Raw genomic sequence first — 23,108 nt, 5'->3', positions numbered from 1 at the left:
CGTTGGAATTATCCCCGGCACCTAGGTTATTTCCAGAGCGGTTCTTTAGGGAAGTTGCGTCACCGGACCATGTGATGTTAAAGACTCGTATCAGGAAAACTACTTGTTTCGAGGGGGAAGCATGGCTGACGGGAGCGCGTCTGTTATGGACTATGAGGAACACGAGAAGACCTACAAGAACTTTATCAACTTCTCAAAGGTTGGAATTCTTGCAGCTCTCACATTTGTACTCGTTATTGCAATGATTGGATTTGGTGGTACTGCCGGGACGGTTTGGGCAAGCATCACTACAATCGCAACAGTGATTGCAGTTGGCGTTGGCATGGCGTCTGGTGACAGATCGCACGTTGTACCGGGAATCGTATTCCTGCTTGCTTGTGTGGTAACAGCTGTGCTGACAATCTAAGAAACCTTCAGGTTTCAAAGGTTTTGAGAATCGCAGGAGCAGTGTGCTTCTGCGATTTTTCGTTTCAACCCCGAAATTTGCCAGAGGCGCTGCCCTTTTCTGATCATTATTGAAGAATAGAGCCTTTAGTAAGAGTTGTTCTGAGTTCGGGTATCATATGTCTACTGCGCAAACTGTTCGCGTTCTTCTGCGCTGTTCCTTGCTGCTTGCAATCTTTATCGTGGTTGCAGTTGTCTCATCACCATCTCATTCTGCCTCGACTGATCTTGGTTTCTCCCAGATCCTGAAGGAAGAAGGCGTTTCTGCGCGTGGTAGCAACTACGAGATCGTGCCGCCGGTGTTGCGGAATGGGACATTGCTTGTTTACAGCCTCAGGGTTCATGGCAAGACTTATAAGGTGCGTGGTACGGCGACATTGAAAAAGCGCATCAATGAACTGCATGCGCTGAAGGGTATTCAAGAACTGGATACGGTTTCTCAAGCGGGTGAGGGCGTTGTGACTGCCGTTGCCAAGCCTCTGACATTTCTCGGCAGTCTTGTAACCTCTCCCAAAGAGACACTGAGTTCCACTGCTGATGGCGTCGGCCTGTTGCTGAATGGGACTGTGAACACCATTACTGGGAATTCCGGAGCGACTGCTCCTTCCAAAGAAAGTGGTAAGAAGACTTCTGCGGTTGAGAGTGTTGCTGCGGCTGTAGTAGGGCGAGATAGAGCCCGGCGCTATATTGCTGTTGCAGCGAATGTAGACCCTTACACGACGTTTCCTCCACTCTCTGACGCGCTTGATAAGGCTGCCTGGGCCTATGCGACTTCCAACCGCCTGACCAATCTTGCAACTGTGTTTATTCCGGGTGGTGTTGGGACGGCGGTTAGTGGAGTTCTGGCGACAACCAACTTCAGTGAGGCCCTCAAGGCCAGCCCGACCGTTGCTGATGAGACGATGCGCGAGATGCTTGGTGAGATGGCTATTCGCCAGAGCAGCACACGAGCATTCCTGAGCGCTACGTCTATGACGCGCGGTGAAAAGATGATTTTTGTCGCAAGCCTACACTCTTTGAAAGGTGTTCGAGGGCGAAGTGATCTGGTTGATCAGGCAAGCCGGCAGGGGCTTTCTCAAGAGGCGGGATATTATTATCTGTTGGGTCTGATGATGATCGCTGATTATCATATTGATACAGAACGTCTTGCTTCTGTTGAGCTGTTTGAGGGAATTCCGATTGGTACGACCAGAACGGGGCGTAAGGTTGCCTTTGTTGCTGGTGACCGAGTTGGCTGGAGTGTTGATCAATCAACAACCACACTCAATATCGCAAGCCGTGTAAATCAAACCCATTCGGGCACTGGAGCGAGTGAACTGCGCGTGTTGGGATTGGTTCATCCGACGTTAAAAGCGGAGCTTGGTGCGTTGAACTGGGTTATCCGCGAAAAAGCTCCACTGGCTACTTTCAAAGAAATTGACGTAACAAGCTGATTAAAAAAGTGTTTGGGGTGAGCTCTGAAAGTGTCACCCCAAAACCCAAGGGGCAACATCCAAAATATCGGTGCTTATGGTGAGAGCGCGCTGGCTGTGATTTGGCCGCGGTTCACACTCTTTCATGATCGAGGTGGTCCATGAAAATTGCCGATATTCTTGAACAGGCTTCTATGCCGATTGCTTCTCCTGCTTATCCCAAGGGGCCATACAGGTTTATCGACCGCGAGTTTTTTGTGGTCTCCTATGAAAGTGACCCTGACGCTATTCGTGAAGCTTTACCTGAGCCTTTGGAGCCGGATGGTTCCAACACGGTGATGTTTGAAGTGATCCGTATGCCCGATTCTGCTGGATTTGGAGATTACACCGAGTCTGGCATCGTGATTCCAGCCAAGTTTGGAGATCACCCTGTGAACTTCACTCAGCAAATGTTTCTTGATGATACTCCGCCGATTTTTGGTGGGCGTGAGATCTGGGGTTTTCCGAAAAAGCTAGGCCATCCAGAGCTGAGTATATCGGGAGCAACATTGACCGGCCATTTGGTTTTTGACGATGTGACGATTGCTATTGCGACCATGGGGTACAAGTACCAGCACCTACTTTATGATGTTGAGCATGGTACGCAGTGTCACCCTGATGCGATCCTCAAGAAGCTTCAGAAAACTCAGGTGAATCTGAAACTTATCCCAGACGTTGACGGCTCTTTGGCTATCGCTCAGTTGGTTGCTTATGAGGCGTCTGATGTGACGGTGAAGGGCGCGTGGTCTGGTCCGGCGAGTTTGCAATTGTTCCATCATGCCAATGCGCCAGTGGCTGAGCTGCCAATGCTTAAGTCACTCGGCGGTGTTCATTTTATTACGGACCTCACGTTACCTTATGGCCGGGTAATGTATGATTACCTGAAACCTTAAGTGATGCGCTATTTCGGAGGTGCTGCATGCGAGGCCACTTCAGGATCTTTGAGTATTTGATTGGCAGCTTATTCATGTCAGCTCTGCTGGTCTCGCAGGCCGCCGGGTTTGAGCTGAAGCCTTATAAAGATGAGCTGTTTGCTTATCCGCGGGTTCTGGATCAGGCGATGGACGGGGCGTTCCTGCGGCTTGATTATCAGATCCAGCGTGATTTGCGGGACCGGGATGAAATACCAGAGCGGCGGGTTGAAGGCAGATATGTTTCCAGCAGGCCTTCCTGGTATGTGCGGGAGCGCTCAGTTGTGCTTGCGGGTAGTAAGCGTAAGCATATCCGAGTTGGGAAACCTGACGCTGATACCAAGCTGTTGCTGCTTTATCTACATGGTAAGGGGGGCAATCGAAAGCAGGGGAATGCTGATTGGACGTTTGGTGGTAACTTCAATCGCTTGAAAAACCTGATGGTGCGCAATAATGGCGTTTATCTGTCTCCTGATGTGAAGCTCGAAAGCCCCAGAGGCACCCAGGAAATTCGCGAGCTGATTGCGCGATACCGGACAGAAGCACCACAGGCCAAAGTGATTGTGGCCTGTGGTTCCATGGGGTCACAGGTCTGCTATGGGCTTGCGGATCAGGCCGGTGTTGTTGGGCCGCTATCCGGCCTCATATTATTGGGTGGAGCGACGGATCGGCGATTGTTGACCAGTGAAGCCTATAAAACAGGCGTGCCGATTGTGTTTGGCCACGGTAGTGCTGACAGGGTTTACAGCTGGGAGAAGCAATATCAGTTGTTTAAGGCAGCCATTGGCAAAACCCAGCGGTATCCGGTGCGCTTTCGACTGTTCGAAACGGGCTCTCACGGGACGCCCATTCGCATGATTGACTGGCGTGATGAGATTAATTGGATGCTGTCGATATCTTCGGGAACAAGGCAATAAAAAAGGCCGGAGTATCCGGCCTTTAGAAGCGATTTGTTTGCGAGCTTAAGCTTGCGGAACGCCTGAAGACGTTGACAGGCGCTGAGAGCCTTCCTTCGCAATCTGGTTTGTCGAAGAAATCTGCAGAGCTCTGCTGTAGGACTGGCGTGCTTCTGTAATCTGCCCCAGTGCTTCTTCTGCGCGGCCACGGTTCGCCCAGGCAGATGCGGACTTGCCGTTAAGCGCAATCGCTGCATTGAAATCTTTGAGTGCAGATTTTGGATCGCTCAGAGAAAGGTAAGTTACACCGCGCGCGATCAGAGGTGAATATGCGCGGGAGTTCAGGCCAACAGCCGACGAAAAGTCATTGAGAGCTGCTTCTTGCAGACCTTGTGCCTGATAGATGAGGCCACGGTTGTGATAGGCCTGCGCATCGCCGGAATTTAAGCGAATGACTTCGTTGTAATCACGAAGCGCTGCTGTGTTCTGACCGATAGAACGGTAGGTGTTGCCACGTCCGTTCAGGGCCTTCACGTAATCTGGTTTGATGGAAAGTGCTGAGCTGTAATCCTGAACTGCCTGAGACGTGTTGCCCTTGCGGCGTTCTACCAAAGCTCGGTTTGCGTAAGCCTGATAAGAGTTTGGTCTCAGCTGAAGAGATTTGTTGAGGTCCTCAATGGCCTGATCAAGGCGCCCAGCTTTTGCGTATGCAATGCCGCGCTTGTTGTAGGCGTCGGCATCGGTTGGATTTGCGTCAACAACAGCACTCAGACTATCGATGTTGGAGGAAGAGCCAACAGCTTTGTCGATGGGCACATTCTGATAAACAAGGCCAGATGAGTTGGATTGGCATGCTGCAACGCCAAGTGCGAGCAGACACGCACAGATGCCTTTAGCCAGTTTATTGTTCACGAGAATGTGCCCCATTCTTAAAGAGTCCTTGCAATGACACGATAGCCTACACTTTAGTGTGGCAAAAAAAGGTCAAATGAACCAGCAAAAACAACAAACGGACCAACCGATTTACCGGTTAGTCCGTTCTGAATTCTAGCTTCGGTCCGCTCACACGCTTTTCGTCAAACATAGTTGAGCCTTAGCTGTGTGATGTCCCGAGTGCCGCCGGATTAACGACGACCTTTGCCGACCAACAGGCCTTCACGCTGAGCGCGCTTGCGAGCCAGTTTGCGAGTGCGGCGGATTGCTTCTGCCTTTTCGCGAGCCTTCTTTTCAGATGGCTTTTCGTAGTGGCCACGAAGCTTCATTTCACGGAAGATGCCTTCACGCTGCATCTTTTTCTTAAGCGCTTTAAGCGCCTGATCGACGTTATTATCGCGAACGAGAACCTGCACGCGTTTATCCTTACCTTCGAGCATTCTGGATTACGTATCCAGAACGACATAGATGAAATGATTGATAGCAACACTTAGCGCATATGCACGGGTCACAAGAACTCCGTCGCCGCTGATGCGTCGCTTCTTGACGGGGTAACTAACAGACTGCGTGGGGGCTGTCTACCTCCTTACTTGAGAATCTATGTTAATTTATAGATGGGAAAGGGGGGAATACCTCTTGTGGGACAAGGCAATCTCAGCAGCGTTTGCTCATTTTCTTCAAAATGGCGCATTGGCACGCTCGTGTGTGAAGTAAAAGATAAGTAAAAAATGCTTTCAAAATGCATTGTAACTTCATCTGTAAAATTATTTTGAAAAAATACAACCCTTGATTGCGTATGGTTGAGTCTCTCTTTTGCCGCTGAAAAAAGTCACAGGAGCTTTTCTGAACAGTGGAAATCGAGGTGGAAATTTGAATGGAATTTGCTTCAAACGTCGTTCGTCATGTCCGACTTCGAAACTGAGTCGAGAGAGGCCATCCTACTCGCGAGAGCTGTGAGTGGAGGGCTCTCTTTAGATCCACGGAACGATCCCTGAGAAAACTCGTTACTCTAGTTATAGGGAAGGGGTTTATACGTGGTGATGGATCATGCATACTCTAGTGACCTCATTTGGGTAATCGACCAGAAGAAAGAATAATGTAATGTGCCGCTGGCTTGCGTACCGTGGAGCTCCCATTTTCATGGAAGAGCTGATTTCAATGCCCAATCATTCTTTGATTGCGCAGAGCTTGCATTGTGCGGAAGCCAAGGTAAACACTAATGGTGACGGCTTTGGGATTGGTTGGTACGGTCACAAATCAGAGCCGGGACTTTATCGTGATACGCAACCTGCGTGGGGTGATGAGAACCTTCTGAGTATTACCAAGCACCTCAAGTCCTCTTTGTTCTTTGCTCATGTGCGCGCATCTACGGGCACTGCGACCTCTCGTTCAAACTGCCATCCGTTTGCTGTCGGCAAATGGATGTTCATGCATAACGGACAGATTGGAGGGTATGATGATATCCGACGCCAGATTGAGAGTTTGATCAGCGACGACTTTTATCGTTACCGGCAGGGTACAACGGACAGTGAAGCGCTGTTTCTTGCCATGTTAAGTCATGGTCTGGATGTTGATCCTGTGGGGGCCGTGCAACAGGTGTTCACGAAAACACTTGAGATTATGCGTTGCAATGATGTCATTGCTCCATTGCGTGTAGCGATGGCCTTGACTGATGGTGAGCGCCTTTATGCTGTGCGTTGCTCTAGTGATAAGATTGTTCCAAGCCTGTATTACCGCTTACATAACAGCAACTTGAGTGTTGTCTCTGAGCCTTTGGAAAAGGGCGGGCAAGGTTGGTATGAAGTGCCTTGCGGACACATCATGGTCTATGGCGGTGATAATGCGCCTTGCTTTATTCCTCTGGACATTCCTGAAGAGTTTTGCAAAGTAGCGTAATCGACATTTTCACTAGCGGTATTGCTTAGGCAAGAAGCCACTGGGACTTTGTCGGTCTGTTTCTATGATAGGAAGTTTCCTCCCAGCGAGGCATTGCGGTCAATTGCAGGACCCAGCCTTGTTTATGTTCTTGAGAGGCTCAAGTTCTGGAGGGGCTCCATGCCCTTTTCTTCAGGAGCTTATGATGACGCGGGTTGAAAGCACCAGCGTTGCCAAACCCACATCCATGTCTGCATGGTGGGGGGAGTCCAATGCAACGCTTATTTTGGGATTGCCTTTGATCGGTGCGCAACTTGCGCAGATGGCAATTAATGCCACCGATGCATTGATGATCGGTTGGCTTGGCGCAACAGAGCTGGCAGCATCCGTGCTGGCTTTGCAGTTGTTCTTTCTGACATGGCTGGCAGGACTTGGGTTCTTGCAAGCCGTTATGCCATTGGCATCCAGAGCCGAAGGTAAAGGCGACGTGCGTAATGTGCGGCGTGCTTCGCGCATGGGCCTTTGGATTTCGCTCATTTATACGACTTTTGCGATGGTCGTGCTGTGGAACGGTGAGAGTCTCTTGCTGGCTCTTGGGCAGGACGCAGAAGTTTCTGCCATTGCTGCGGATTATCTGCGCATTGTGCAGTGGTCGATGTATCCATCTCTTTTTGTGGCGGCGCTGCGTAGCTTCCTTACCAGTATTGAACGTTCGCAGATTGTTTTGTGGGCGACTGTGGTGAGTGCTGTGGTCAATGCACTTCTCGATTATGTGCTGATCTTTGGCTATTACGGCTTTCCTCAACTTGGCATTCTAGGTGCCGGGATTGCGTCTGTAGTGACTGCGTTGGCATCCTGTGTGATTTTGATTGCCTATGTGTTTTGGGAAGAGAAGTCTCGCAAATATGAGGTGTTTGTTCGCTTTTGGCGTGCTGACTGGCCTGCGTTCTTCGAAATCCTGCGTCTCGGCTGGCCGATTTCCCTCATGTTGGTTGCTGAAGTGGGACTGTTTGCAGCTGCCGCTTTGATGATGGGGTGGATCGGGACACTGGAGCTTGCTGCTCACGGTATTGCGGTTCAGCTCTCTGGTATTGCGTTTATGATTCCGCTTGGCTTTGCAAACGCTGCTGTGGTGCGTGTTGGTATCGCATCTGGCCGTAGTGATGCTGATGCTATTACGCGAGCCGGTTGGGTCGCACTGATCTGGTCTATTGTTATTGGCCTGCTTGGTGCGGTGTTGTTTGTTGCGATCCCTGACACGCTGATTTCCTTCTATCTGGACACCAGCAATCCAGACGCAGCTGATGTGATCCGCCTCGGCGTGCCGCTGGTCTTTATTGCAGCAGTGTACATGGTTGTTGATGGTATTCAGGTGGTTGCTGGTGGTGTTCTGCGCGGTCTTTCCGATACGCGAATACCAATGGTGATTGCGGTGATTGGTTACTGGATTATCGGTGTGCCGCTTTCCTACGTGATGGCGTTCACCTTTAACTGGGGTCCAGAGGGGATCTGGGTTGGTTTGGCCAGTGGTCTCTTTATCACCGGCATCCTGTTGCTGATCCGGTTCCAGAAACGCGATCAACTTGGTCTGGTTAGGCTAGGATAGTCTGGTTTAAATAAGAAAAAGCCCCCGAAGATGAATAGATCTTCGGGGGCTTTTTCTTTGTAGGATGACGCGATCAGGATTTTGGAGAGAGGCGGTTGATGTGGCCCATCTTGCGGCCTTCCCGTGTCTCTGCTTTACCGTAGAGTGTCAGACGAGCGTTTGGCTCCAGCAGTGCTGATTCCCATGAGTTCACATCATCACCAATCAGGTTTTCCATGATGACGTTGTGTGCTCGGGTTGGCCTGCCAAGTGGCCAGCCTGCAACAGCGCGAACATGCTGTTCAAATTGAGAAACCGGACAAGCGTCTTCTGTCCAGTGACCTGAATTGTGAACGCGTGGCGCTATTTCATTGACCTTCAGCTCTGTAGCCTCGCCGTCTCTGACGACAAACAGTTCTACACCCATCACTCCGATATAATCGAGCGCAACGGCGATGCGGGTCGCCATATCGATGGCTTCCTGAGCGGTTTCTGCCGGGATGTCTGCAGGTACGCTGGAGGTCTTCAGAATGTGGTTCTTGTGGTAGTTGTCCGCCGGATCATAGCATTTGACCGTTCCATCCAGGCCACGAGCGACGATGATGGAGATCTCTTTTTCAAACGGGACGATGCCTTCAAGGATAGATGGCTGATTGCCAAGCTTGCTCATGGCGCCTTCGATATCCTCAGGTGTACGGATCATGATCTGGCCTTTGCCATCATATCCAAAACGGCGCGTTTTCAGTACACCCTGACCGCCCAACTCCATGAGCGCAGCTTCCAGCTCTGCCTGCGTGTCGACTTTTATGAAGGGAGCGACCTTTGTTGCCGCTTCTTCTGAAAGGAATGTCTTTTCTGCCAGGCGATCTTGGGAAACTTTCAGTGCACGTGGACCGGGGCGAACTGGAACAAACTGCTCCAGAATGCGGGCTGTCTCGCCGGGGACATTTTCGAACTCATAAGTGACGACTGAAACGCTTTTCGCAAACTGGGTGAGCGCCTTTTCGTCTTCGTAGGCCGCAATAGTCTTCTTTTCTGAGACCTCAAAAGCGGGGCTGTTTTCATCCGGGCAATAGATATGGCACTTCAGGCCTATCCTGCTGGCGGCTTGCGCGATCATGCGGCCAAGCTGGCCTCCACCCAAAATACCAATCGTGTCGCCAGGACGTAGTGTGGAACCCATTTCGAAAACTTTCCAGATGTTAGGGGCCAGATGTTAGGGGCGGCTTGATACAAATGAGGCGCCTGCAAGTGGGCGCCTCTGAAACTCTTACTCTTCCGGGTTGACTGGCTTCTCGGCCACAGCCTGACTTTGCTTTTCGCGCCAATCATCCAGGTTGGCAGCGATCTCCGGATTGTTGAGTGCCAAAACAGCAGCTGCCATTAATGCTGCGTTGACAGCACCTGCACGACCAATGGCAAGAGTGCCGACCGGAATGCCTGCTGGCATTTGAACGATGGAAAGGAGACTGTCCTGTCCCTTAAGGGCGCGCGACTCAATTGGAACACCAAACACTGGCAGCGGTGTCATGGATGCAGCCATGCCCGGAAGGTGGGCTGCTCCGCCAGCGCCAGCGATAACAACCTTGAAGCCCTTCTCTTTTGCTGTTTTGGAAAACTCTACCAGACGGTCCGGGGTGCGGTGAGCTGAGACGATGCGAGCATCATAGGAAACTCCCAGTGCTTCTAGCGTATCTGCAGCATTTTTCATGGTTGGCCAATCGGATTGGCTTCCCATGATGATAGCGACTTCTGGCTGGTCTGTGCGGTTCATAAAACGGGCACCCTCTGAGCGTCTGGGAAGAAAGCGCGGATTATAGAAATAACACGGCGTGTTTCAAGCCAATTACAACAAGAAATGCCAATAGTATACGAAGGTTAGAGCTCTGCCTCTAATTTAGGCAATAATGTCAGGTAAGAGCTGTGTTTCCAGTACCTGAATCTGGTCTCTTAGCATCAGTTTTTTCTTCTTTAAGCGTTGCAGCTGGAGAACATCTGCCCGTCCCGTTTCAATGAGCGCTTCGATGGAATGATCAAGATCCCGATGCTCCTGTCGCAACTCAGCGAGCTCGGAACGCTTGCTATCCTGATCGAGAGTATCTTCCGTCATCGTTTTGTCCTCACATGACACATATCGGTCTGTGTGCAACGAGACCCATCATTGATCAAATCTGGTGGGGCGCGTTGTCGCAATTCACCGCTCGGCAACAGTATACCGAATGTGCAGCGGTGATGAACAAGAGTCTCTCGATTTTTACAGGAAGTGTTGTCTCATGACGGATTTACGCAGCGTATATATAGGGTTGAATACTTAGTGAAGTTCTCTTTTGAGTGGAATATGAAACCCATTAAATTTACTGGGTCATTTATAAGTTCCCTAAGTTTTTCATGAATTAGCGATCTCGCGTTGTAGAGGCCCCAAAAAAACAGCTAATCATAGTTCGACAACTCAATAAAATGGTGCCATCATCCACCTGTAACAGAGACAATGTAGGAGGATCAAAACCTATGTCCATCCGTGAGCATTTGACTGAGCTGGAACGCCGCCATGCTACCATTGAGAGGGAGCTGGAAACAGCCAAGCACCATCCTTCGATGGATGAGATCGAACTAGGCAATCTAAAAAGGCAAAAGTTGAAGCTTAAGGATGAGATCTCGCGAATACGAGTGACAGGGTAGCTTCCTTTTTCTTAACCGAATAGAGAATGCGTCGCTTTTAGCGGCGCATTTTTTGTTTGGGGTCAGCCGATCTTTTTTGCTTCTTCGCGCAGTACGAACTTCTGGATCTTGCCTGTTGAGGTTTTCGGCAGGTCTGTGAAGACAACAGTTCTTGGTGATTTGAAGCTGGCCAGATGCTGTTTGCAGTAGGTTACGATATCGTCTTCCGTCACACTGCTGTTCTCTTTCAGCTCCACAAATGCACAGGGAGTTTCCCCCCACTTGTCATCGGGACGGGCAACCACTGCTGCTGATGAGATTTCCGGGTGTTTGTAGAGGACTTCCTCGATCTCAATGGATGAGATGTTTTCACCTCCTGAGATGATGATGTCTTTGGAGCGGTCTTTGAGCTGGACGTATCCGTCTTCATGCTGAACGCCCAAATCTCCAGAGTGAAACCAACCGCCGTTGAAGGCTTCCTGTGTTGCGGAGGGGTTCTTCAGATACCCTTTCATTACAACATTGCCCTTGAACATGACCTCGCCAATGGTTTCTCCATCAGCAGGGACTGGCTTCATGGTTTCGGGGTCGAGAACAGCGAGATCCTGCAAAGCGACGTAATTGACGCCTTGTCTGGCTTTCAATGCTGCTTGTTCTGATGCTGGAAGTTCATTCCAATGATCATGCCATTCGTTGACGACGGCTGGGCCATAGACTTCTGTCAGCCCATAGAGATGGGTAACATTGAAGCCTTCCTCTGCCATCGCTGCAAGAACAGTTTCAGGTGGTGGTGCGGCGGCGGTGAAAAACTCGACATCATGGGTGAGTTTGCGCTTTTGGTCCTCGGGGGTGTTGAGCAGCGTGGACATCACGATTGGTGCACCACAGAGGTGCGTGACTTTCTCATCTGCCAAGGCATTCCAGATAGGGGCTTGTCGTACTTGACGAAGGCAGACATGCGTTCCGGCAACGAGGGATAAGGCCCATGGGAAACACCAGCCATTGCAGTGGAACATTGGCAGTGTCCAGAGATAAACCGGTTTTTTGCCCATGGCTGCTGTGATGATGTTTGCTTGCGCGAGAAGATAGGCACCACGATGATGATAAACGACGCCTTTCGGGTTTCCTGTTGTACCCGACGTGTAGTTGAGTGTGATTGCATCCCATTCATCCGCGGGAAGTTGCCATTCAAAATCAGCGGAACCGCTGGCAATCAGCTCCTCGTACTCCAACTCTCCAATTGCGGGCGTTGATTGAGGGAATTCTTTGTCGTCGTAAAGCACCACTTCCGGCTTCACCGCTGCCAGCTCCAATGCTTCGGTCATGACTTTCGAGAACTCACGATCCACGATTACGAGCTTGCTCTCTGCATGGTTTAGCTGGAATGCGATGATAGCGGCATCGAGGCGGGTGTTGAGTGCGTGGAGAACGGCTCCAGCCATTGGTACGCCGTAATGAGCTTCAAGCATGGGTGGTGTGTTGGGCAGCATGACAGACACGCAGTCATTCTTGCCGATACCTCGCTTTTCCAGGGCGCTCGCGAGTTTAATAGAGCGCTCATAGAACTCCTTATAGGACCTACGAATCTTGCCGTGAATGATGGCTGTGTGGCTTGGAAAAACTTTTGCAGCTCTCTCCAAAAAACTGAGTGGGCTTAATGGCGTGTAATTTGCTTCAGTTTTTGGGAGGTCTTTGTCGAAATATGATGTGTTTGGACTACTGTTTTTCATGAAATTCCCCAGGCATTCAACTTCCGCTCAAGAGAACTGCGAAGATCCGTTGAACTGGCTATCAGCTTTCCCAAGATAGTTATTGGCTCCGATGAAGAGCTTGGAATTAAGAGTGTCGCATATTTTGATATATCTGAGTATAGGCGCAGGGGGTAGTTCAGATGACTTAGATGTTAGTCTGAGGATCTTCTTGTTATTAGACTTTCATCTATAAGTATTTTTGAGATGTTTTGTGGATTGGTGTCGATATATTCGGCGAATTTAAATGCGGTGGTTGCAACTGGCGCCTTAACTTAACGGCAAAGGTGAAATCTTGTTGCGTTTTTGGGCAAGACAAACGCTCGCGACAATTTGCAACACCTCAGAAGTCTTCCCCGTTTGCCTTTCGATTTGTAATGTAGACCTGTCTGATAAAAGAATAAATCGCGACCCGTTTGATACGGCGAGTGATGAACAAGCAGGGCTCGCATGACCGTAGTGACACCAAATCGACAGGGGAAAATCGCCTTATTCTTTGGCGTGGTTTTCTGCGCGATTACCGTGGCTCTGACGGGTTACATTTTCACCCTCGGACCACAGCGATCACAGGATGCGCAGTGGTTTGTTTTGTTGGTGGCGTTCCCTGTTCTGATCCAGCTGTATCTCAATCGTGCAGTCATTTTGAATCACTTCCGTGATCATTGGTATCTTTGGGCCATATCGACAGCTGTTTGTCTGGTTGTGGGGCTCCAACTCAACTTCGGTCAGCTCAATTCGACAGGCAGTATGGCAGATCAGCTGCGGACCTATTTCTTCTCGTGGGTCGAAGGGCAGCCGCCAAGCTCAGAATATGCAGGCAATCCATCAGATGCATATAATGCAAAGCAAGTTCGGTATCGGATTGTTTCGCCTGCGCGTGGTGATCTGGATCTGACCGATCCCTCAGGTTTCTTTCACAACCGAGTGACCTGGAAGACAATGCCGGATGCCGCTTTTGAGGTCGACGGGCCGTTTGGTCTGATCAAGCGCGTGCTTTATGATGGCTTGGGTGAGCGCGACTGATACTCAAGTCGCTGATGGCTTATCTACGCCCTATCTCTGCATAGTATAACATGTCTTAAAAGCCTGATGCGCCGTCCCAAATCAGCTTGAGTGCGATAACAAACAGGGCTGCATACGTGATCTTGTAGAACAGCTCTTTGTTGATGTGTTTTACGATCTTGATTCCCGCCAGTGTCGCCAGAGGGGCGAGCGGTAGCAATACAAGAGATGTCGCGATGTTTTTGGCGTCAAACTGACCAAGGGCGAAGTAAGGCAGCACTTTTGAGAAATTTACGACCGAAAAGAAGATGACTGCGGTACCTGCCATGACTGGTGGTGCCAGTCTGAGTGGCAAGACATACATTTGAAATGGGGCGCCGCCTGCGTGGGCGATGAAACTGGTGACGCCAGAAACTGTACCCCAGAACCCTCCTAAAAGAACATTCTGCGGCTTTGGCGGTTTGTTGGCTTTGTTGTTGAACCAATAATCGAGCACAAAGACCAAAGCGATTGCGCCAGTGACCAATCTGATGTGGGTTTCAGAGATGTAGGCTGCCGCAAAATAGCCGATCAGAGTTCCTGTCAGGCCAGCTGGTATAAGAATGGCCAGTGTTTTTCTGCAAAAGATTGCCCGGTAAGAGAAAAGACCGACTGCGTCCATGACCAGCAGGATCGGGAGGAGTATTCCTGCTGCCTGCACAGGTGGAATTGCCAATGACATAAGCGGCACACCGACAAGGGCGAGGCCGCCTCCGAATCCTCCTTTGGCCATGCCAACAATGAAAACAGCAGGTATTGCACAGAGGTAGAAGAAGGGATCAGTAATTGGCAGCATGATTTGTTTCCCGCAAGGGTGCAGGCAAGTCCTTTTTATTTAAGAGAAAACTAAGAAATAGGCGGGTTGAAAACTATATGGTCATCTTTAGTTATAAGCCGATTTTCTAATATAGCAAAACTTGCCTTTAGGGCATTCAGGGCTCAGTCTTAGCCGAACCTGTGGACAGGTACTATGCAGGGGTGCATGGGAGGAGAGCAGCTATGACAAGCCGATACCACGACATCTACAATGGATGGAAAGAAAACAAAGAAGCCTTCTGGGATGAAGCTGCTAAGGGCATTGACTGGTTCTCGCCCTACACCAAGACATTCGATGCTTCGCAAGGCACATATGGACGATGGTTTGTCGGCGGTGAGTGCAACACCTGCTACAACTGTGTTGATCGCCACGTAGAGCATGGCCGCCCAGGACAGCCAGCGATCATTTACGACAGTGCTGTTACTGGTGAGAAGCGCACCTACACGTATCTTGATGTGCAAGAGCAAGTGGGAGCTATGGCAGCGCTGCTGCGTGAAAAGGGCGTTGAAAAAGGCTCTATGGTGCTGATCTATATGCCCATGATCCCTGAAGCGACGTTTGCGATGCTCGCCTGCGCGCGGCTTGGTGCGATCCACTCTGTTGTATTTGGCGGTTTTGCGGCTCAAGAGCTTGCTGTTCGTATTGAAGATTGTAAGCCTCAGGCTATCATCAGTGCATCTTGCGGCATCGAGCCGGGGCGTGTGGTTGAGTATAAGCCGCTGCTGGACCGCGCCATTGAACTGTCCTCCCATAAACCTGATTTCTGTTTTATTCAGCAACGCGAGCAAAAGGTTGCTGGCCTCATTGAAGGCCGTGACTTTGATCTGGGCGCGCTGATGGAAACTGCGGTGGCCGAGAAGATGACCACTGAATGTGTTCCTGTTGCTGCGACTGATCCACTTTACGTGCTCTACACTTCCGGTACGACCGGACAGCCGAAAGGCGTGGTGCGTGACAATGGCGGGCATATGGTTGCCCTCAAGTGGTCCATGGAAAACCTCTACGGTATTGATCCGGGTGAAGTGTTCTGGGCTGCGTCTGATGTGGGTTGGGTGGTTGGCCACTCTTACATCGTTTATGCGCCACTGCTTCATGGGGCCGCGACTATTCTTTATGAAGGTAAGCCGGTTGGAACACCGGATGCTGGCGCGTTCTGGCGGGTGATCTCAGAGCATTCCGTGGTTTCACTGTTTACCGCACCGACCGCTTTCCGGGCGATCAAGAAAGAAGATCCGGAAGGTAAAGAGCTGGCGAAGTACAGCATTGCTGGCCTGCGGTCGCTGTTCCTTGCAGGAGAGCGAGCTGATCCGGATACAATTTTATGGGCAGAAAACCTGCTCGGTGTACCTGTCATCGATCATTGGTGGCAGACAGAGACTGGCTGGTGCATCGCTGGTAACCCTCTTGGCCTTGGTAAGCTGCCTATCAAGCTGGGTAGTTCCACTGTCCCAATGCCGGGATATGATATGCATGTGCTGGATGACGAAGGGAATGAGCTTGGAGCGGGGGAGCTAGGCAATATTGTCGTGAAGCTGCCGATGCCGCCGGGATCGCTGCCAACTCTTTGGAATGCTGATGATCGGTTCAAGGAAGCGTATCTCACAGAGTTCCCCGGCTATTACAAGACGGCAGATGCCGGTCTTATGGATGATGACGGTTATCTCTTCATCATGGCTCGTACCGATGACATCATCAACGTGGCCGGGCACCGCTTGTCTACGGGTGGCATGGAGGAAGTTCTTTCTGAGCACCCGGATGTGGCTGAGTGTGCCGTGATTGGGATTGCCGACAATCTCAAGGGCCAGTTGCCATGTGGTTTTGTCGTTTTGAAGAGTGGCGTTGAAAAACAAACTGCTGTGATTGAGAAAGAGCTGGTTGCTTTGGTGCGCGAAAAAGTTGGTCCTGTTGCTGCCTTTAAGCTGGCGATTACCGTTGAGCGCCTTCCCAAAACGCGGTCTGGCAAGATCCTTCGAGCGACCATGCGGAAGATTGCAGATGGCGAAGAGTTCAAGATGCCAGCAACAATTGATGACCCTGCTATTCTCGAGGAAATTGCTGAAGCGATCTCTGTTCGTGGGGTGGCATCTGTTAGCTAAATTCAGAGGAACTAAGCAGTTTTACTGGAGAAGTGCATCGACATGTTTAGGCTTTGAGATTATGGTCGGCGAAATTTCGGCATTGCCAGAGGTATCTTCAAAGTGAAACTAGAGAAGAAAGTTGCGATTGTAACCGGTGGCGCTCAAGGCATCGGTTACGCTATTGCGCAGCGTTTTTTGCAAGATGGCGCCAAAGTCATGATCTCCGACTCCGATGAGCGGGCCGGTGAAGCGGCTCAGGAAGCTCTTTCCGAGTTTGGGCATGTGGCGTTCTGCCATTGCGACGTCAGCGTTCGCCTTGATGTGCGCAATATGGTTGCAAACACTCTGGATGAGTTTGGCGACATTGATGTGCTGGTTAATAACGCTGGCATTACAGCAGCTGGTGATTTTCTTCAGCTTTCTGAAGATGATTTTGACCGGGTTTTACGTGTCAACTTGAAGGGGGCATTCCTGTGCTCTCAAGCTGTTGCACGGCATATGGTCGAGAAAGTTGAAGAGGGCGGTTCTGCTGGCTCAATCATCAATATCAGCTCCGTAAACAGTGTTTTGGCGATCCCTGATCAAGTTCCTTATACGATCTCCAAGGGTGGCTTGAACCAGCTGACGCATGTTTCGGCTGTGGCGTTGGCAAAGCACGGCATTCGTGTAAACGGTATTGGGCCTGGTTCCATTGAGACACAGATGCTCAAGAGCGTTGTGCAGGATGCGAGCAAGATGGAAACGGTTCTTTCCCGGACGCCGCTTGGTCGTTTGGGACAACCTGCTGAAGTGGCGAGCATTGCTGCGTTCCTCGCTTCAGAAGATGCAAGTTATGTTTCCGGGCAGACCATTTTTGCTGATGGTGCGCGCATGCCGCTGAACTATACAGTGGATGTGAGTGAGCCTGAGTAAGCTTCGCAGATAGAATTGAAAAAGCCGCGCTTGATGCAAGCGCGGCTTTTTTTATGAGTGTTTTGTCTGAAAGCCAGATACGCTTGTCTGGAGTGCGCTCTAGCTTGCTTTTTCCTGAGAGTTGAGCGCTTCTGCTCCAATCTCAAATTGCATTCTGGCGAGTTTTGCATAAAGGCCGTTTTGAGCGACCAGTGTGTCGTGGGTGCCTTCTTCCACGATTTTTCCGCCGTCCATCACAACGATACGATCTGCTTTGAGGACCGTTGCCAGACGATGTGCGATAATCAGTGTGGTTCGGCCTTCCATAAGCTTATCGAGGGCTTTTTGGACAATGGTCTCGCTTTCGGCATCCAGTGCGCTGGTGGCTTCGTCCAGCAGCAAAACAGGGGCGTCTTTCAGAATGGCACGAGCGATCGCTATGCGCTGTCGTTGGCCTCCAGAGAGAGTTACTCCGCGCTCGCCAATGAGTGTGTCATAGCCGTTTTTCATGTTGTTGATGAAGTCATCAGCCAACGCGAACTTCGCAGCTTCAACAATTTGCTCTCTGGACGCGATCTCTTTGCCAAATGCGATGTTTTCTGCAATTGAGCTACCGAAAATAGCGGTGTCCTGAGGGACCAGAGCGATGTGCTCGCGTAAGTCTCTTGGATCAGCAGAGTTTAGTTCGATGCCGTCGAGTGTGACCTTACCTGCAACCGGATCGTAGTATCGCATCAAGAGCTGGAACAGCGTGGACTTGCCTGCGCCACTTGGGCCGACAATAGCAACTGTTTCGCCCTTCTTGACGGAGAGGTTCAAGCCCTCCAGGACGCCAGCTTCTTTTGCTGTTGGGTAATGGAAGTCGATATCATCAAACTCAAGCTCGCCAATGGCAGGAGAGGGGAGAGTGACTGGATTGGCTGGTGCATTGATTTCGGATGGGACATGCAACAGTCCTGTAATGCGGTCTGCTGCGCCAGCGGCTTTTGCCAGTTCGCCCCATACCTGAGAGAGTTCGCTCATAGCCCCGGCAGCAATGATGGAATAGATGAGGAACTGTGTGAGCTGACCGCCACTCATACGGCCATCAATCACGTCCAGTGCGCCAACCCAGAGTACTGCCACAATGCTTGAGGCGATGATCAGGATGATTGTAGCGATCAGGAATGCGCGGGCGCGGGTGGCAATGAGAGCAACTTCATAGGTTGTCTCGATATCTCCTGCAAAGCGATCTGAAACGCTCTTTTCATTGGTGAAAGCCTGCAGTGTGCGAATGGAACCAAGTGCTTCTGTTGCATAAGCAATTGCGTTTGCCAGAGTGGATTGCGCATGGCTGGTTCTGTTGCGAACCGCACGGCCAAAGCCAAGCAGAGGCAAGACAATGAGTGGGATCGCAAGCAGCACAAACAAGGAGAGGCGCGGGCTGGTGATGACCATCAGGGTCGTCGAACCAGCGAACATCAGCAAGTGTCGAAGAGCAATAGATGCGCTGGCTCCGAATGCTGACTGAATGAGGGTTGTATCGGCTGTCAGGCGCGAAATGATCTCACCGGACTTTGTTTTGTCGTAGAATGAGGGGGATAAATAAGTGAGGTGACGGAACACGTCAGAGCGTAAGTCCGCTACGACTCGCTCACCAATCATCATGACCATGTAGTAACGAAGAGAGCTGGTGAGGGCGAGTAGCGCGATTACAAAAATAATGACAATGAAATAATCGTCAATCAAGTTGGGGTTGTCGCCGGTAAAACCGTAGTCAACCATGTAGCGGACGGCAATTGGCAGTACCAAAGTGAGGCCAGCTGCCGCCAGCAGAGCAAAGGTTGCCAGAACCAGACGGGCTTTGTGCCTTAAAAGATAAGGGAAAAGTGTTGCGAGTGGACGCAAGGTCTTTTCCCGATTGTTTGAGTCCTGCTGGCTCATGCCACCCCCGGATATCTGCGAAATCATTTAAGTTTATCGTATGATGCAGTAGATGTGTCCCGATAGTTTTAATTGCAAGCGCTTTCTCTGGTTTTCTGCGGGCTGTACCCTCTTGTTTCCTCGGTTTGGATGGGGTATAGACGCCTTCACAATTGTGCCGTTCTTGGAAAAGCGCGGCTTCTTTCTACCGATGCTTCAGGCCAGCCCTAAGCCCATCTTTTGATTGAGGCGGCTCAGCCGTTGCTGACAGGACAGTTTAGTCATGAAACAGGACATTCATCCAGATTACCACACCATCACTGTAAAACTCGTTGATGGTTCCGAATTCACCACCCGTTCTACTTACGGTAAAGAAGGTGACACCCTGCAGCTCGACATCGATCCGAGCTCCCACCCAGCATGGACTGGTGGTGACCGTCAGCTCATGGACCGTGGCGGTCGCGTGTCCCGCTTCACCAACAAGTTTGGTGGCTTCCTAGGCAAATAATTGCTCTGAAGTTTGCGAAATTAAAAAACCCGAAGCGTTTGCTTCGGGTTTTTTTGTGCGCGTTTGAGGAGTGCGCAGGGTTGCTAGCGGAGTTTGGCGCTAGCGAAACTTATCAGGCTATTTAAACGCTGCTGTGATTTGAGAGAGCTGATCACCTACTGGATTGGAGGTGTTTGCCGCTTGCTCGCGCAGGAGCTCCTCCTTGAGCATGCTATCGACGTGCTTGATGCGTCTTTGCAGGTGGAATGAGGTCTCGATCAGGGTGCGAAGTGTTTCAGGCAGGTCTGGCCAGGCCGGGTTCTGCATTTCCTTGGTCGCATTATCGACGCGGATCTTGTTTTTCTCATTCTGAGCTTCTGCTTGTACAATCTCACCGTCATTTACTGCCCGTTGCAGCAGAAGCCAGGAGGCCATCTGCATGAGGCGGGTGGTGAGGCGCATGGACTCGGTTGCGTAAGCGAGAGAAGCGGCGGAGCCAAGAGCTTTGCTCTGTTTTCTTCCCGGACCATCAAGATAGGATGCAGTGTCTTCAATAAGGCCCATCCCTTCGCGGAAAAGCTCCGTGAAGTTTTGGGAGGACATGAGCCGTTGAGCGAAGTTGAAGGTGTTCTCTGGCCCTGTTTCAGTTTTGAATTCACCCATCTTAAAAATCCCTTCAATAACTGCGTTAGGTTTCTCTCACTCGCGTCCTTTAAAATCCCAGTCTGAAACAATTACGGCTCGAAAATTGAAGTGAGCCTTTTGGAAAGAATAAAACTGTCTCGAAATGGAGCAAGAGATCTTACTTCAATCTGAGCGGAGCAAAGCCCGTGCCAACTCATGGTTGTGAATAGAGTGATTAAACCGGGGCAGGGTGTTGCCTGAGCAGAAAAAAAAGAGCCGCATCGGTGCGGCTCTGAGGTGTTTTAACAGGGAGGCGTCAAGCAGAGTGAATGTTCACTCTGGTTCCAGATCAACTGGAATAACTAAGTTCTAATTTAAAATGGTTAACGATACGTAAACTATAAGTATCCAATTCATTTATTTGCAATTTGTAGCTTGCATTTATATGAATTTGAGTAAGTTTTTGTTTTAAACTTTGTTTTATTACTTAAAGAAGCTTTCGGCTGATGAGTTGGCGCTTGATTTTGTTTCGATCTCATTCTCAACGCGCACGATCTCTGCCTTAAGCTGCTCAAGATGCTCAAGATGCTCATTTAATTCGTGGATTGAAAGGTTCGTGAGGGGCTCTCCCACCATTACCCCGGAGGTTGCTGGGCGAGGTGTGTCATCATCATCGAATAAACCCATAGCGTTATGTACTCCTTGTGTTTGCCTTGGGGTATTCTCGGTATCAAAAGAGCGAGAATTCACCTTTGGTGGGGTAGACGGGCACTTGTTGACTACTATTCTTTACCTAATTGAGAAGGTGAGCAAGCAGCAGTTTCGCTATTTGCAAAAATCGAGGCAGCTTATGACAATAGATGATCGTTCAGCACAAATGAAAGCCGTTGTAATGAACGGTGTCGGAGGTTCGGAAGTCCTTGAAATCGCAGAGGTTGAAGTCCCCAGGCCTGGTGTTGGTGAGGTGTTGATCAAGGTTCATGCGGCGGGGGTAAATCGTCCGGATGTCATTCAGCGGACGGGAGCATATCCGCCTCCTCCTGGGGCTTCTCCTTTGCTGGGATTGGAAGTTTCTGGTGAAATTGTGGAGTTGGGAGAAGGTGTTGCTTCTCACAGCTTAGGGGAGCGGGTTTGTGCGCTGACGCCGGGTGGTGGGTATGCGCAGTATTGTGTTGCGCCTGCTGCGCATGTTCTGCATGTGCCTGCGGGGATATCTATGGAGGAAGCTGCCGGCATTCCGGAGACTTTCTTTACGGTGTGGTCCAATGTGTTTGACCGTTTGGGGCTTCAGTCTGGTGAGAAGTTCCTTGTTCATGGCGGGTCTTCCGGGATCGGGACAACGGCTATTCAGTTGGCAAAGGCCTTCGGCGCTGAGGTGTTTACGACGGTCGGGTCTGATGTGAAAGCGCAGGCTGTTCGCGAGCTTGGGGCGGACTATGTGATCAACTACCGGACGACCGATTTTGTGAAAGAGATTGGTAACATTACAGCTAAGCAGGGGGTTGAAGTGATCCTTGATATGGTTGGTGGTGATTACGTTGAGAAGAACTGGATTGTTGCAGCAGTTGATGGACGTATCTGCCAGATTGCGACGCTTCATGGGCCTTCGGAAAATGTCAACTTTAGCCGATTAATGATGAAGCGGCTGACGCACACCGGTTCAACACTGCGACCACGGACCAACGCGTATAAAGGTCAGATCGCTGAGGCTCTTCGTGAGAAGGTCTGGCCATTGCTGGAAACCAGCCGCGTCAAGGTGGTTTTGGATAAGGTCTTTGATATCAGCGATGTAAAGGCCGCGCATGACAGGATGGAAGGTTCCGGCCATATCGGAAAGATCATCCTCAAGGTTGGCTAGGGAAAGTGCATAGGCCGGTTTTGAATTCTCACAGGTTTCCTAAAGATGGTGGAGGCCCGTGTTGATCTGGTTTGCTTTTGGGAAAATGTGAGCGTATAGTGCGCTCAAGTTTCCCAAAAACTCTTATGGAATTCGGCTTCGCCACCTTTGATTAGGCTGTGGAGCACTCAGGAGGGATTTATACAATGTCCAACGCGCCGCTTATGCCAAAGGCAACAGCCGTATGGTTGGTAGATAACACCGCTCTTGGCTTTGATCAGATTGCTGCGTTTTGTAAGCTGCATCCGCTTGAAGTGAAGGCGATCGCTGATGGTGAAGCTGCTCAGGGCATCAAGGGTATGGACCCTGTTCTGGCAGGTCAGCTGACCCGTGACGAAATTGAAAAAGCGTCAAACGATCCGCGCTACCGTATGCAGATTTTCGAGTCCAAAGTGCGTGTTCCAGAGAACAAGCGCAAAGGTCCTCGTTACACCCCTGTTTCGCGTCGTCAGGATCGTCCGAACGCAATTTTGTGGCTTGTACGCTACCATCCTGAGCTGCTTGATGCTCAGATCATGCGTCTTGTTGGCACAACCAAGCCGACGATTGAAGCAATTCGTACGAGAACGCATTGGAACTCTGCGCATCTTGATCCGATGGATCCTGTTACTCTGGGTTTGAGTTCTCAGATTGAGCTGGACATTGAAGTTGAGAAAGCTGCGAAGAACGCTCCGAAACCGATTGAAGGTGAAGAGCCGCAATCCCTTCTGCCTGTTGATGAAACAACAAGCGAAGAAGCAATGGCTGCTGCGTTTGCGACACCTGCGCCGAAGACCCGTGAAGTTGAAGAAGCCGTGGATGCAGATGCTGTGTTCGCGAACTTCAAATCCACTGGTGACGGTGATGAGGACGAAGACGAGCGCTAGAGCC

The 23,108-nt window shown here is 50.5% G+C and carries 23 protein-coding genes; 13 read left to right on the top strand and 10 right to left on the bottom strand.

Annotation, left to right across the window (positions count from 1 at the left end; all coding sequences use genetic code 11):
* Nucleotides 1–121: 121 nt before the first annotated feature.
* The 4 genes from PsW64_RS04185 (at nucleotide 122) to PsW64_RS04170 (ending at nucleotide 3,723) form a co-directional block, all read left to right on the top strand.
* The gene (locus PsW64_RS04185) at nucleotides 122–406 is read left to right on the top strand and encodes an aa3-type cytochrome c oxidase subunit IV (RefSeq protein ID WP_208980563.1); all 285 of its coding nucleotides are present in this window, start codon (nucleotides 122–124) and stop codon (nucleotides 404–406) included.
* Nucleotides 407–563: 157 nt separating this feature from the next.
* Nucleotides 564–1,877 (top strand): hypothetical protein, encoded by a 1,314-nt coding sequence (locus PsW64_RS04180; RefSeq protein ID WP_063302784.1) that lies wholly within the window; start codon nucleotides 564–566, stop codon nucleotides 1,875–1,877.
* A gap of 140 nt (nucleotides 1,878–2,017) precedes the next feature.
* Nucleotides 2,018–2,788, top strand: a complete 771-nt coding sequence (locus PsW64_RS04175) for an acetoacetate decarboxylase (protein WP_063290251.1) — start codon at nucleotides 2,018–2,020, stop codon at nucleotides 2,786–2,788.
* 74 nt (nucleotides 2,789–2,862) lie between these two features.
* On the top strand, nucleotides 2,863–3,723 hold the full coding sequence (locus PsW64_RS04170; RefSeq protein WP_153042334.1) for an alpha/beta hydrolase family protein: 861 nt from the start codon (nucleotides 2,863–2,865) through the stop codon (nucleotides 3,721–3,723).
* 45 nt (nucleotides 3,724–3,768) lie between these two features.
* On the opposite strand, the gene PsW64_RS04165 is transcribed toward PsW64_RS04170, so the two are convergent.
* On the bottom strand, nucleotides 3,769–4,629 hold the full coding sequence (locus tag PsW64_RS04165; protein WP_063302782.1) for a tetratricopeptide repeat protein: 861 nt from the start codon (nucleotides 4,627–4,629) through the stop codon (nucleotides 3,769–3,771).
* A gap of 197 nt (nucleotides 4,630–4,826) precedes the next feature.
* Nucleotides 4,827–5,051 carry a 30S ribosomal protein S21 gene (gene rpsU / locus PsW64_RS04160; protein ID WP_057462062.1) on the bottom strand — a complete coding sequence of 75 codons (225 nt, stop codon included), beginning with the start codon at nucleotides 5,049–5,051 and terminating at the stop codon, nucleotides 4,827–4,829.
* Between the two features lie 724 nt (nucleotides 5,052–5,775).
* Between rpsU and PsW64_RS04155 the strand changes: the two genes are divergently transcribed.
* Together PsW64_RS04155 and PsW64_RS04150 are read left to right on the top strand one after the other, a co-directional pair.
* Nucleotides 5,776–6,531, top strand: coding sequence for a class II glutamine amidotransferase (locus PsW64_RS04155; RefSeq protein ID WP_057462061.1), 756 nt, complete (start codon nucleotides 5,776–5,778; stop codon nucleotides 6,529–6,531).
* Nucleotides 6,532–6,715: 184 nt separating this feature from the next.
* Nucleotides 6,716–8,116, top strand: a complete 1,401-nt coding sequence (locus PsW64_RS04150) for an MATE family efflux transporter (protein ID WP_208980561.1) — start codon at nucleotides 6,716–6,718, stop codon at nucleotides 8,114–8,116.
* Between the two features lie 73 nt (nucleotides 8,117–8,189).
* On the opposite strand, the gene PsW64_RS04145 is transcribed toward PsW64_RS04150, so the two are convergent.
* From PsW64_RS04145 to PsW64_RS04135, 3 genes are all read right to left on the bottom strand, one after another.
* The gene (locus PsW64_RS04145; protein ID WP_063302781.1) at nucleotides 8,190–9,278 is read right to left on the bottom strand and encodes a 5-(carboxyamino)imidazole ribonucleotide synthase; all 1,089 of its coding nucleotides are present in this window, start codon (nucleotides 9,276–9,278) and stop codon (nucleotides 8,190–8,192) included.
* An 87-nt stretch (nucleotides 9,279–9,365) separates the two neighbouring features.
* On the bottom strand, nucleotides 9,366–9,869 hold the full coding sequence (purE, locus tag PsW64_RS04140) for a 5-(carboxyamino)imidazole ribonucleotide mutase (RefSeq protein ID WP_063302780.1): 504 nt from the start codon (nucleotides 9,867–9,869) through the stop codon (nucleotides 9,366–9,368).
* A 123-nt stretch (nucleotides 9,870–9,992) separates the two neighbouring features.
* A complete protein-coding gene (locus tag PsW64_RS04135) occupies nucleotides 9,993–10,205 on the bottom strand; it encodes a YdcH family protein (RefSeq protein ID WP_057462025.1) in 213 nt (70 codons plus the stop codon).
* Between the two features lie 398 nt (nucleotides 10,206–10,603).
* Between PsW64_RS04135 and PsW64_RS27000 the strand changes: the two genes are divergently transcribed.
* Nucleotides 10,604–10,774: a YdcH family protein gene (locus tag PsW64_RS27000; protein ID WP_082596622.1), complete on the top strand. Its 171-nt coding sequence runs from the start codon at nucleotides 10,604–10,606 to the stop codon at nucleotides 10,772–10,774.
* Between the two features lie 62 nt (nucleotides 10,775–10,836).
* On the opposite strand, the gene PsW64_RS04130 is transcribed toward PsW64_RS27000, so the two are convergent.
* On the bottom strand, nucleotides 10,837–12,483 hold the full coding sequence (locus PsW64_RS04130; RefSeq protein WP_063302779.1) for an acyl-CoA synthetase: 1,647 nt from the start codon (nucleotides 12,481–12,483) through the stop codon (nucleotides 10,837–10,839).
* Between the two features lie 468 nt (nucleotides 12,484–12,951).
* Between PsW64_RS04130 and PsW64_RS04125 the strand changes: the two genes are divergently transcribed.
* A complete protein-coding gene (locus tag PsW64_RS04125) occupies nucleotides 12,952–13,524 on the top strand; it encodes a hypothetical protein (protein WP_063302778.1) in 573 nt (190 codons plus the stop codon).
* Between the two features lie 55 nt (nucleotides 13,525–13,579).
* Here the strand turns inward: PsW64_RS04125 and PsW64_RS04120 are convergent, their stop codons facing one another.
* Nucleotides 13,580–14,338, bottom strand: coding sequence for a sulfite exporter TauE/SafE family protein (locus PsW64_RS04120; protein WP_057462022.1), 759 nt, complete (start codon nucleotides 14,336–14,338; stop codon nucleotides 13,580–13,582).
* Nucleotides 14,339–14,541: 203 nt separating this feature from the next.
* Here PsW64_RS04120 and PsW64_RS04115 point away from each other — a divergent pair, with 203 nt between their 5' ends.
* Together PsW64_RS04115 and PsW64_RS04110 are read left to right on the top strand one after the other, a co-directional pair.
* Complete coding sequence (locus tag PsW64_RS04115) at nucleotides 14,542–16,455, top strand: propionyl-CoA synthetase (protein WP_063302777.1); 1,914 nt, start codon at nucleotides 14,542–14,544, stop codon at nucleotides 16,453–16,455.
* A gap of 102 nt (nucleotides 16,456–16,557) precedes the next feature.
* The gene (locus PsW64_RS04110) at nucleotides 16,558–17,349 is read left to right on the top strand and encodes an SDR family NAD(P)-dependent oxidoreductase (RefSeq protein ID WP_057462020.1); all 792 of its coding nucleotides are present in this window, start codon (nucleotides 16,558–16,560) and stop codon (nucleotides 17,347–17,349) included.
* A gap of 99 nt (nucleotides 17,350–17,448) precedes the next feature.
* Here the strand turns inward: PsW64_RS04110 and PsW64_RS04105 are convergent, their stop codons facing one another.
* The gene (locus tag PsW64_RS04105; RefSeq protein WP_208980560.1) at nucleotides 17,449–19,251 is read right to left on the bottom strand and encodes an ABC transporter transmembrane domain-containing protein; all 1,803 of its coding nucleotides are present in this window, start codon (nucleotides 19,249–19,251) and stop codon (nucleotides 17,449–17,451) included.
* 262 nt (nucleotides 19,252–19,513) lie between these two features.
* On the opposite strand from PsW64_RS04105, the gene rpmE reads away from it, so the two are divergent.
* Entirely contained in the window at nucleotides 19,514–19,738 is a 225-nt protein-coding gene (gene rpmE, locus PsW64_RS04100) for a 50S ribosomal protein L31 (protein WP_008551475.1), read from the top strand.
* A gap of 117 nt (nucleotides 19,739–19,855) precedes the next feature.
* Here the strand turns inward: rpmE and rcdA are convergent, their stop codons facing one another.
* Together rcdA and PsW64_RS04090 are read right to left on the bottom strand one after the other, a co-directional pair.
* Nucleotides 19,856–20,380 carry a protease adaptor protein RcdA gene (gene rcdA / locus PsW64_RS04095; RefSeq protein ID WP_057462019.1) on the bottom strand — a complete coding sequence of 175 codons (525 nt, stop codon included), beginning with the start codon at nucleotides 20,378–20,380 and terminating at the stop codon, nucleotides 19,856–19,858.
* Nucleotides 20,381–20,824: 444 nt separating this feature from the next.
* Nucleotides 20,825–21,028, bottom strand: a complete 204-nt coding sequence (locus PsW64_RS04090) for a DUF1192 domain-containing protein (RefSeq protein WP_063302776.1) — start codon at nucleotides 21,026–21,028, stop codon at nucleotides 20,825–20,827.
* A 163-nt stretch (nucleotides 21,029–21,191) separates the two neighbouring features.
* Between PsW64_RS04090 and PsW64_RS04085 the strand changes: the two genes are divergently transcribed.
* Entirely contained in the window at nucleotides 21,192–22,199 is a 1,008-nt protein-coding gene (locus tag PsW64_RS04085; RefSeq protein ID WP_063302775.1) for an NAD(P)H-quinone oxidoreductase, read from the top strand.
* A gap of 185 nt (nucleotides 22,200–22,384) precedes the next feature.
* A complete protein-coding gene (locus PsW64_RS04080) occupies nucleotides 22,385–23,104 on the top strand; it encodes a DUF1013 domain-containing protein (RefSeq protein WP_063302774.1) in 720 nt (239 codons plus the stop codon).
* Nucleotides 23,105–23,108 lie beyond the last annotated feature (4 nt).

This window comes from Pseudovibrio sp. W64 (genome assembly GCF_001623145.1).
Lineage (GTDB): Bacteria > Pseudomonadota > Alphaproteobacteria > Rhizobiales > Stappiaceae > Pseudovibrio.
This window is presented reverse-complemented; position numbering and strand designations above follow the sequence as displayed.

Excerpts from the sequence above, each read along its gene's own strand:
- PsW64_RS04105 (WP_208980560.1), bottom strand. The coding sequence starts at position 19,251 with ATGAGCCAGCAGGACTCAAACAATCGGGAAAAGACCTTGCGTCCACTC.
- rpmE (WP_008551475.1), top strand. The coding sequence starts at position 19,514 with ATGAAACAGGACATTCATCCAGATTACCACACCATCACTGTAAAACTC.
- PsW64_RS04135 (WP_057462025.1), bottom strand. The coding sequence starts at position 10,205 with ATGACGGAAGATACTCTCGATCAGGATAGCAAGCGTTCCGAGCTCGCT.
- PsW64_RS04155 (WP_057462061.1), top strand. The coding sequence starts at position 5,776 with ATGGAAGAGCTGATTTCAATGCCCAATCATTCTTTGATTGCGCAGAGC.
- PsW64_RS04115 (WP_063302777.1), top strand. The coding sequence starts at position 14,542 with ATGACAAGCCGATACCACGACATCTACAATGGATGGAAAGAAAACAAA.
- purE (WP_063302780.1), bottom strand. The coding sequence starts at position 9,869 with ATGAACCGCACAGACCAGCCAGAAGTCGCTATCATCATGGGAAGCCAA.
- PsW64_RS04080 (WP_063302774.1), top strand. The coding sequence starts at position 22,385 with ATGTCCAACGCGCCGCTTATGCCAAAGGCAACAGCCGTATGGTTGGTA.
- PsW64_RS04145 (WP_063302781.1), bottom strand. The coding sequence starts at position 9,278 with ATGGGTTCCACACTACGTCCTGGCGACACGATTGGTATTTTGGGTGGA.
- PsW64_RS04090 (WP_063302776.1), bottom strand. The coding sequence starts at position 21,028 with ATGGGTTTATTCGATGATGATGACACACCTCGCCCAGCAACCTCCGGG.
- PsW64_RS04165 (WP_063302782.1), bottom strand. The coding sequence starts at position 4,629 with ATGGGGCACATTCTCGTGAACAATAAACTGGCTAAAGGCATCTGTGCG.
- PsW64_RS27000 (WP_082596622.1), top strand. The coding sequence starts at position 10,604 with ATGTCCATCCGTGAGCATTTGACTGAGCTGGAACGCCGCCATGCTACC.
- PsW64_RS04150 (WP_208980561.1), top strand. The coding sequence starts at position 6,716 with ATGACGCGGGTTGAAAGCACCAGCGTTGCCAAACCCACATCCATGTCT.
- PsW64_RS04175 (WP_063290251.1), top strand. The coding sequence starts at position 2,018 with ATGAAAATTGCCGATATTCTTGAACAGGCTTCTATGCCGATTGCTTCT.
- PsW64_RS04120 (WP_057462022.1), bottom strand. The coding sequence starts at position 14,338 with ATGCTGCCAATTACTGATCCCTTCTTCTACCTCTGTGCAATACCTGCT.
- PsW64_RS04185 (WP_208980563.1), top strand. The coding sequence starts at position 122 with ATGGCTGACGGGAGCGCGTCTGTTATGGACTATGAGGAACACGAGAAG.
- rcdA (WP_057462019.1), bottom strand. The coding sequence starts at position 20,380 with ATGGGTGAATTCAAAACTGAAACAGGGCCAGAGAACACCTTCAACTTC.
- PsW64_RS04125 (WP_063302778.1), top strand. The coding sequence starts at position 12,952 with ATGACCGTAGTGACACCAAATCGACAGGGGAAAATCGCCTTATTCTTT.
- PsW64_RS04170 (WP_153042334.1), top strand. The coding sequence starts at position 2,863 with ATGTCAGCTCTGCTGGTCTCGCAGGCCGCCGGGTTTGAGCTGAAGCCT.
- PsW64_RS04130 (WP_063302779.1), bottom strand. The coding sequence starts at position 12,483 with ATGAAAAACAGTAGTCCAAACACATCATATTTCGACAAAGACCTCCCA.
- PsW64_RS04180 (WP_063302784.1), top strand. The coding sequence starts at position 564 with ATGTCTACTGCGCAAACTGTTCGCGTTCTTCTGCGCTGTTCCTTGCTG.
- PsW64_RS04085 (WP_063302775.1), top strand. The coding sequence starts at position 21,192 with ATGACAATAGATGATCGTTCAGCACAAATGAAAGCCGTTGTAATGAAC.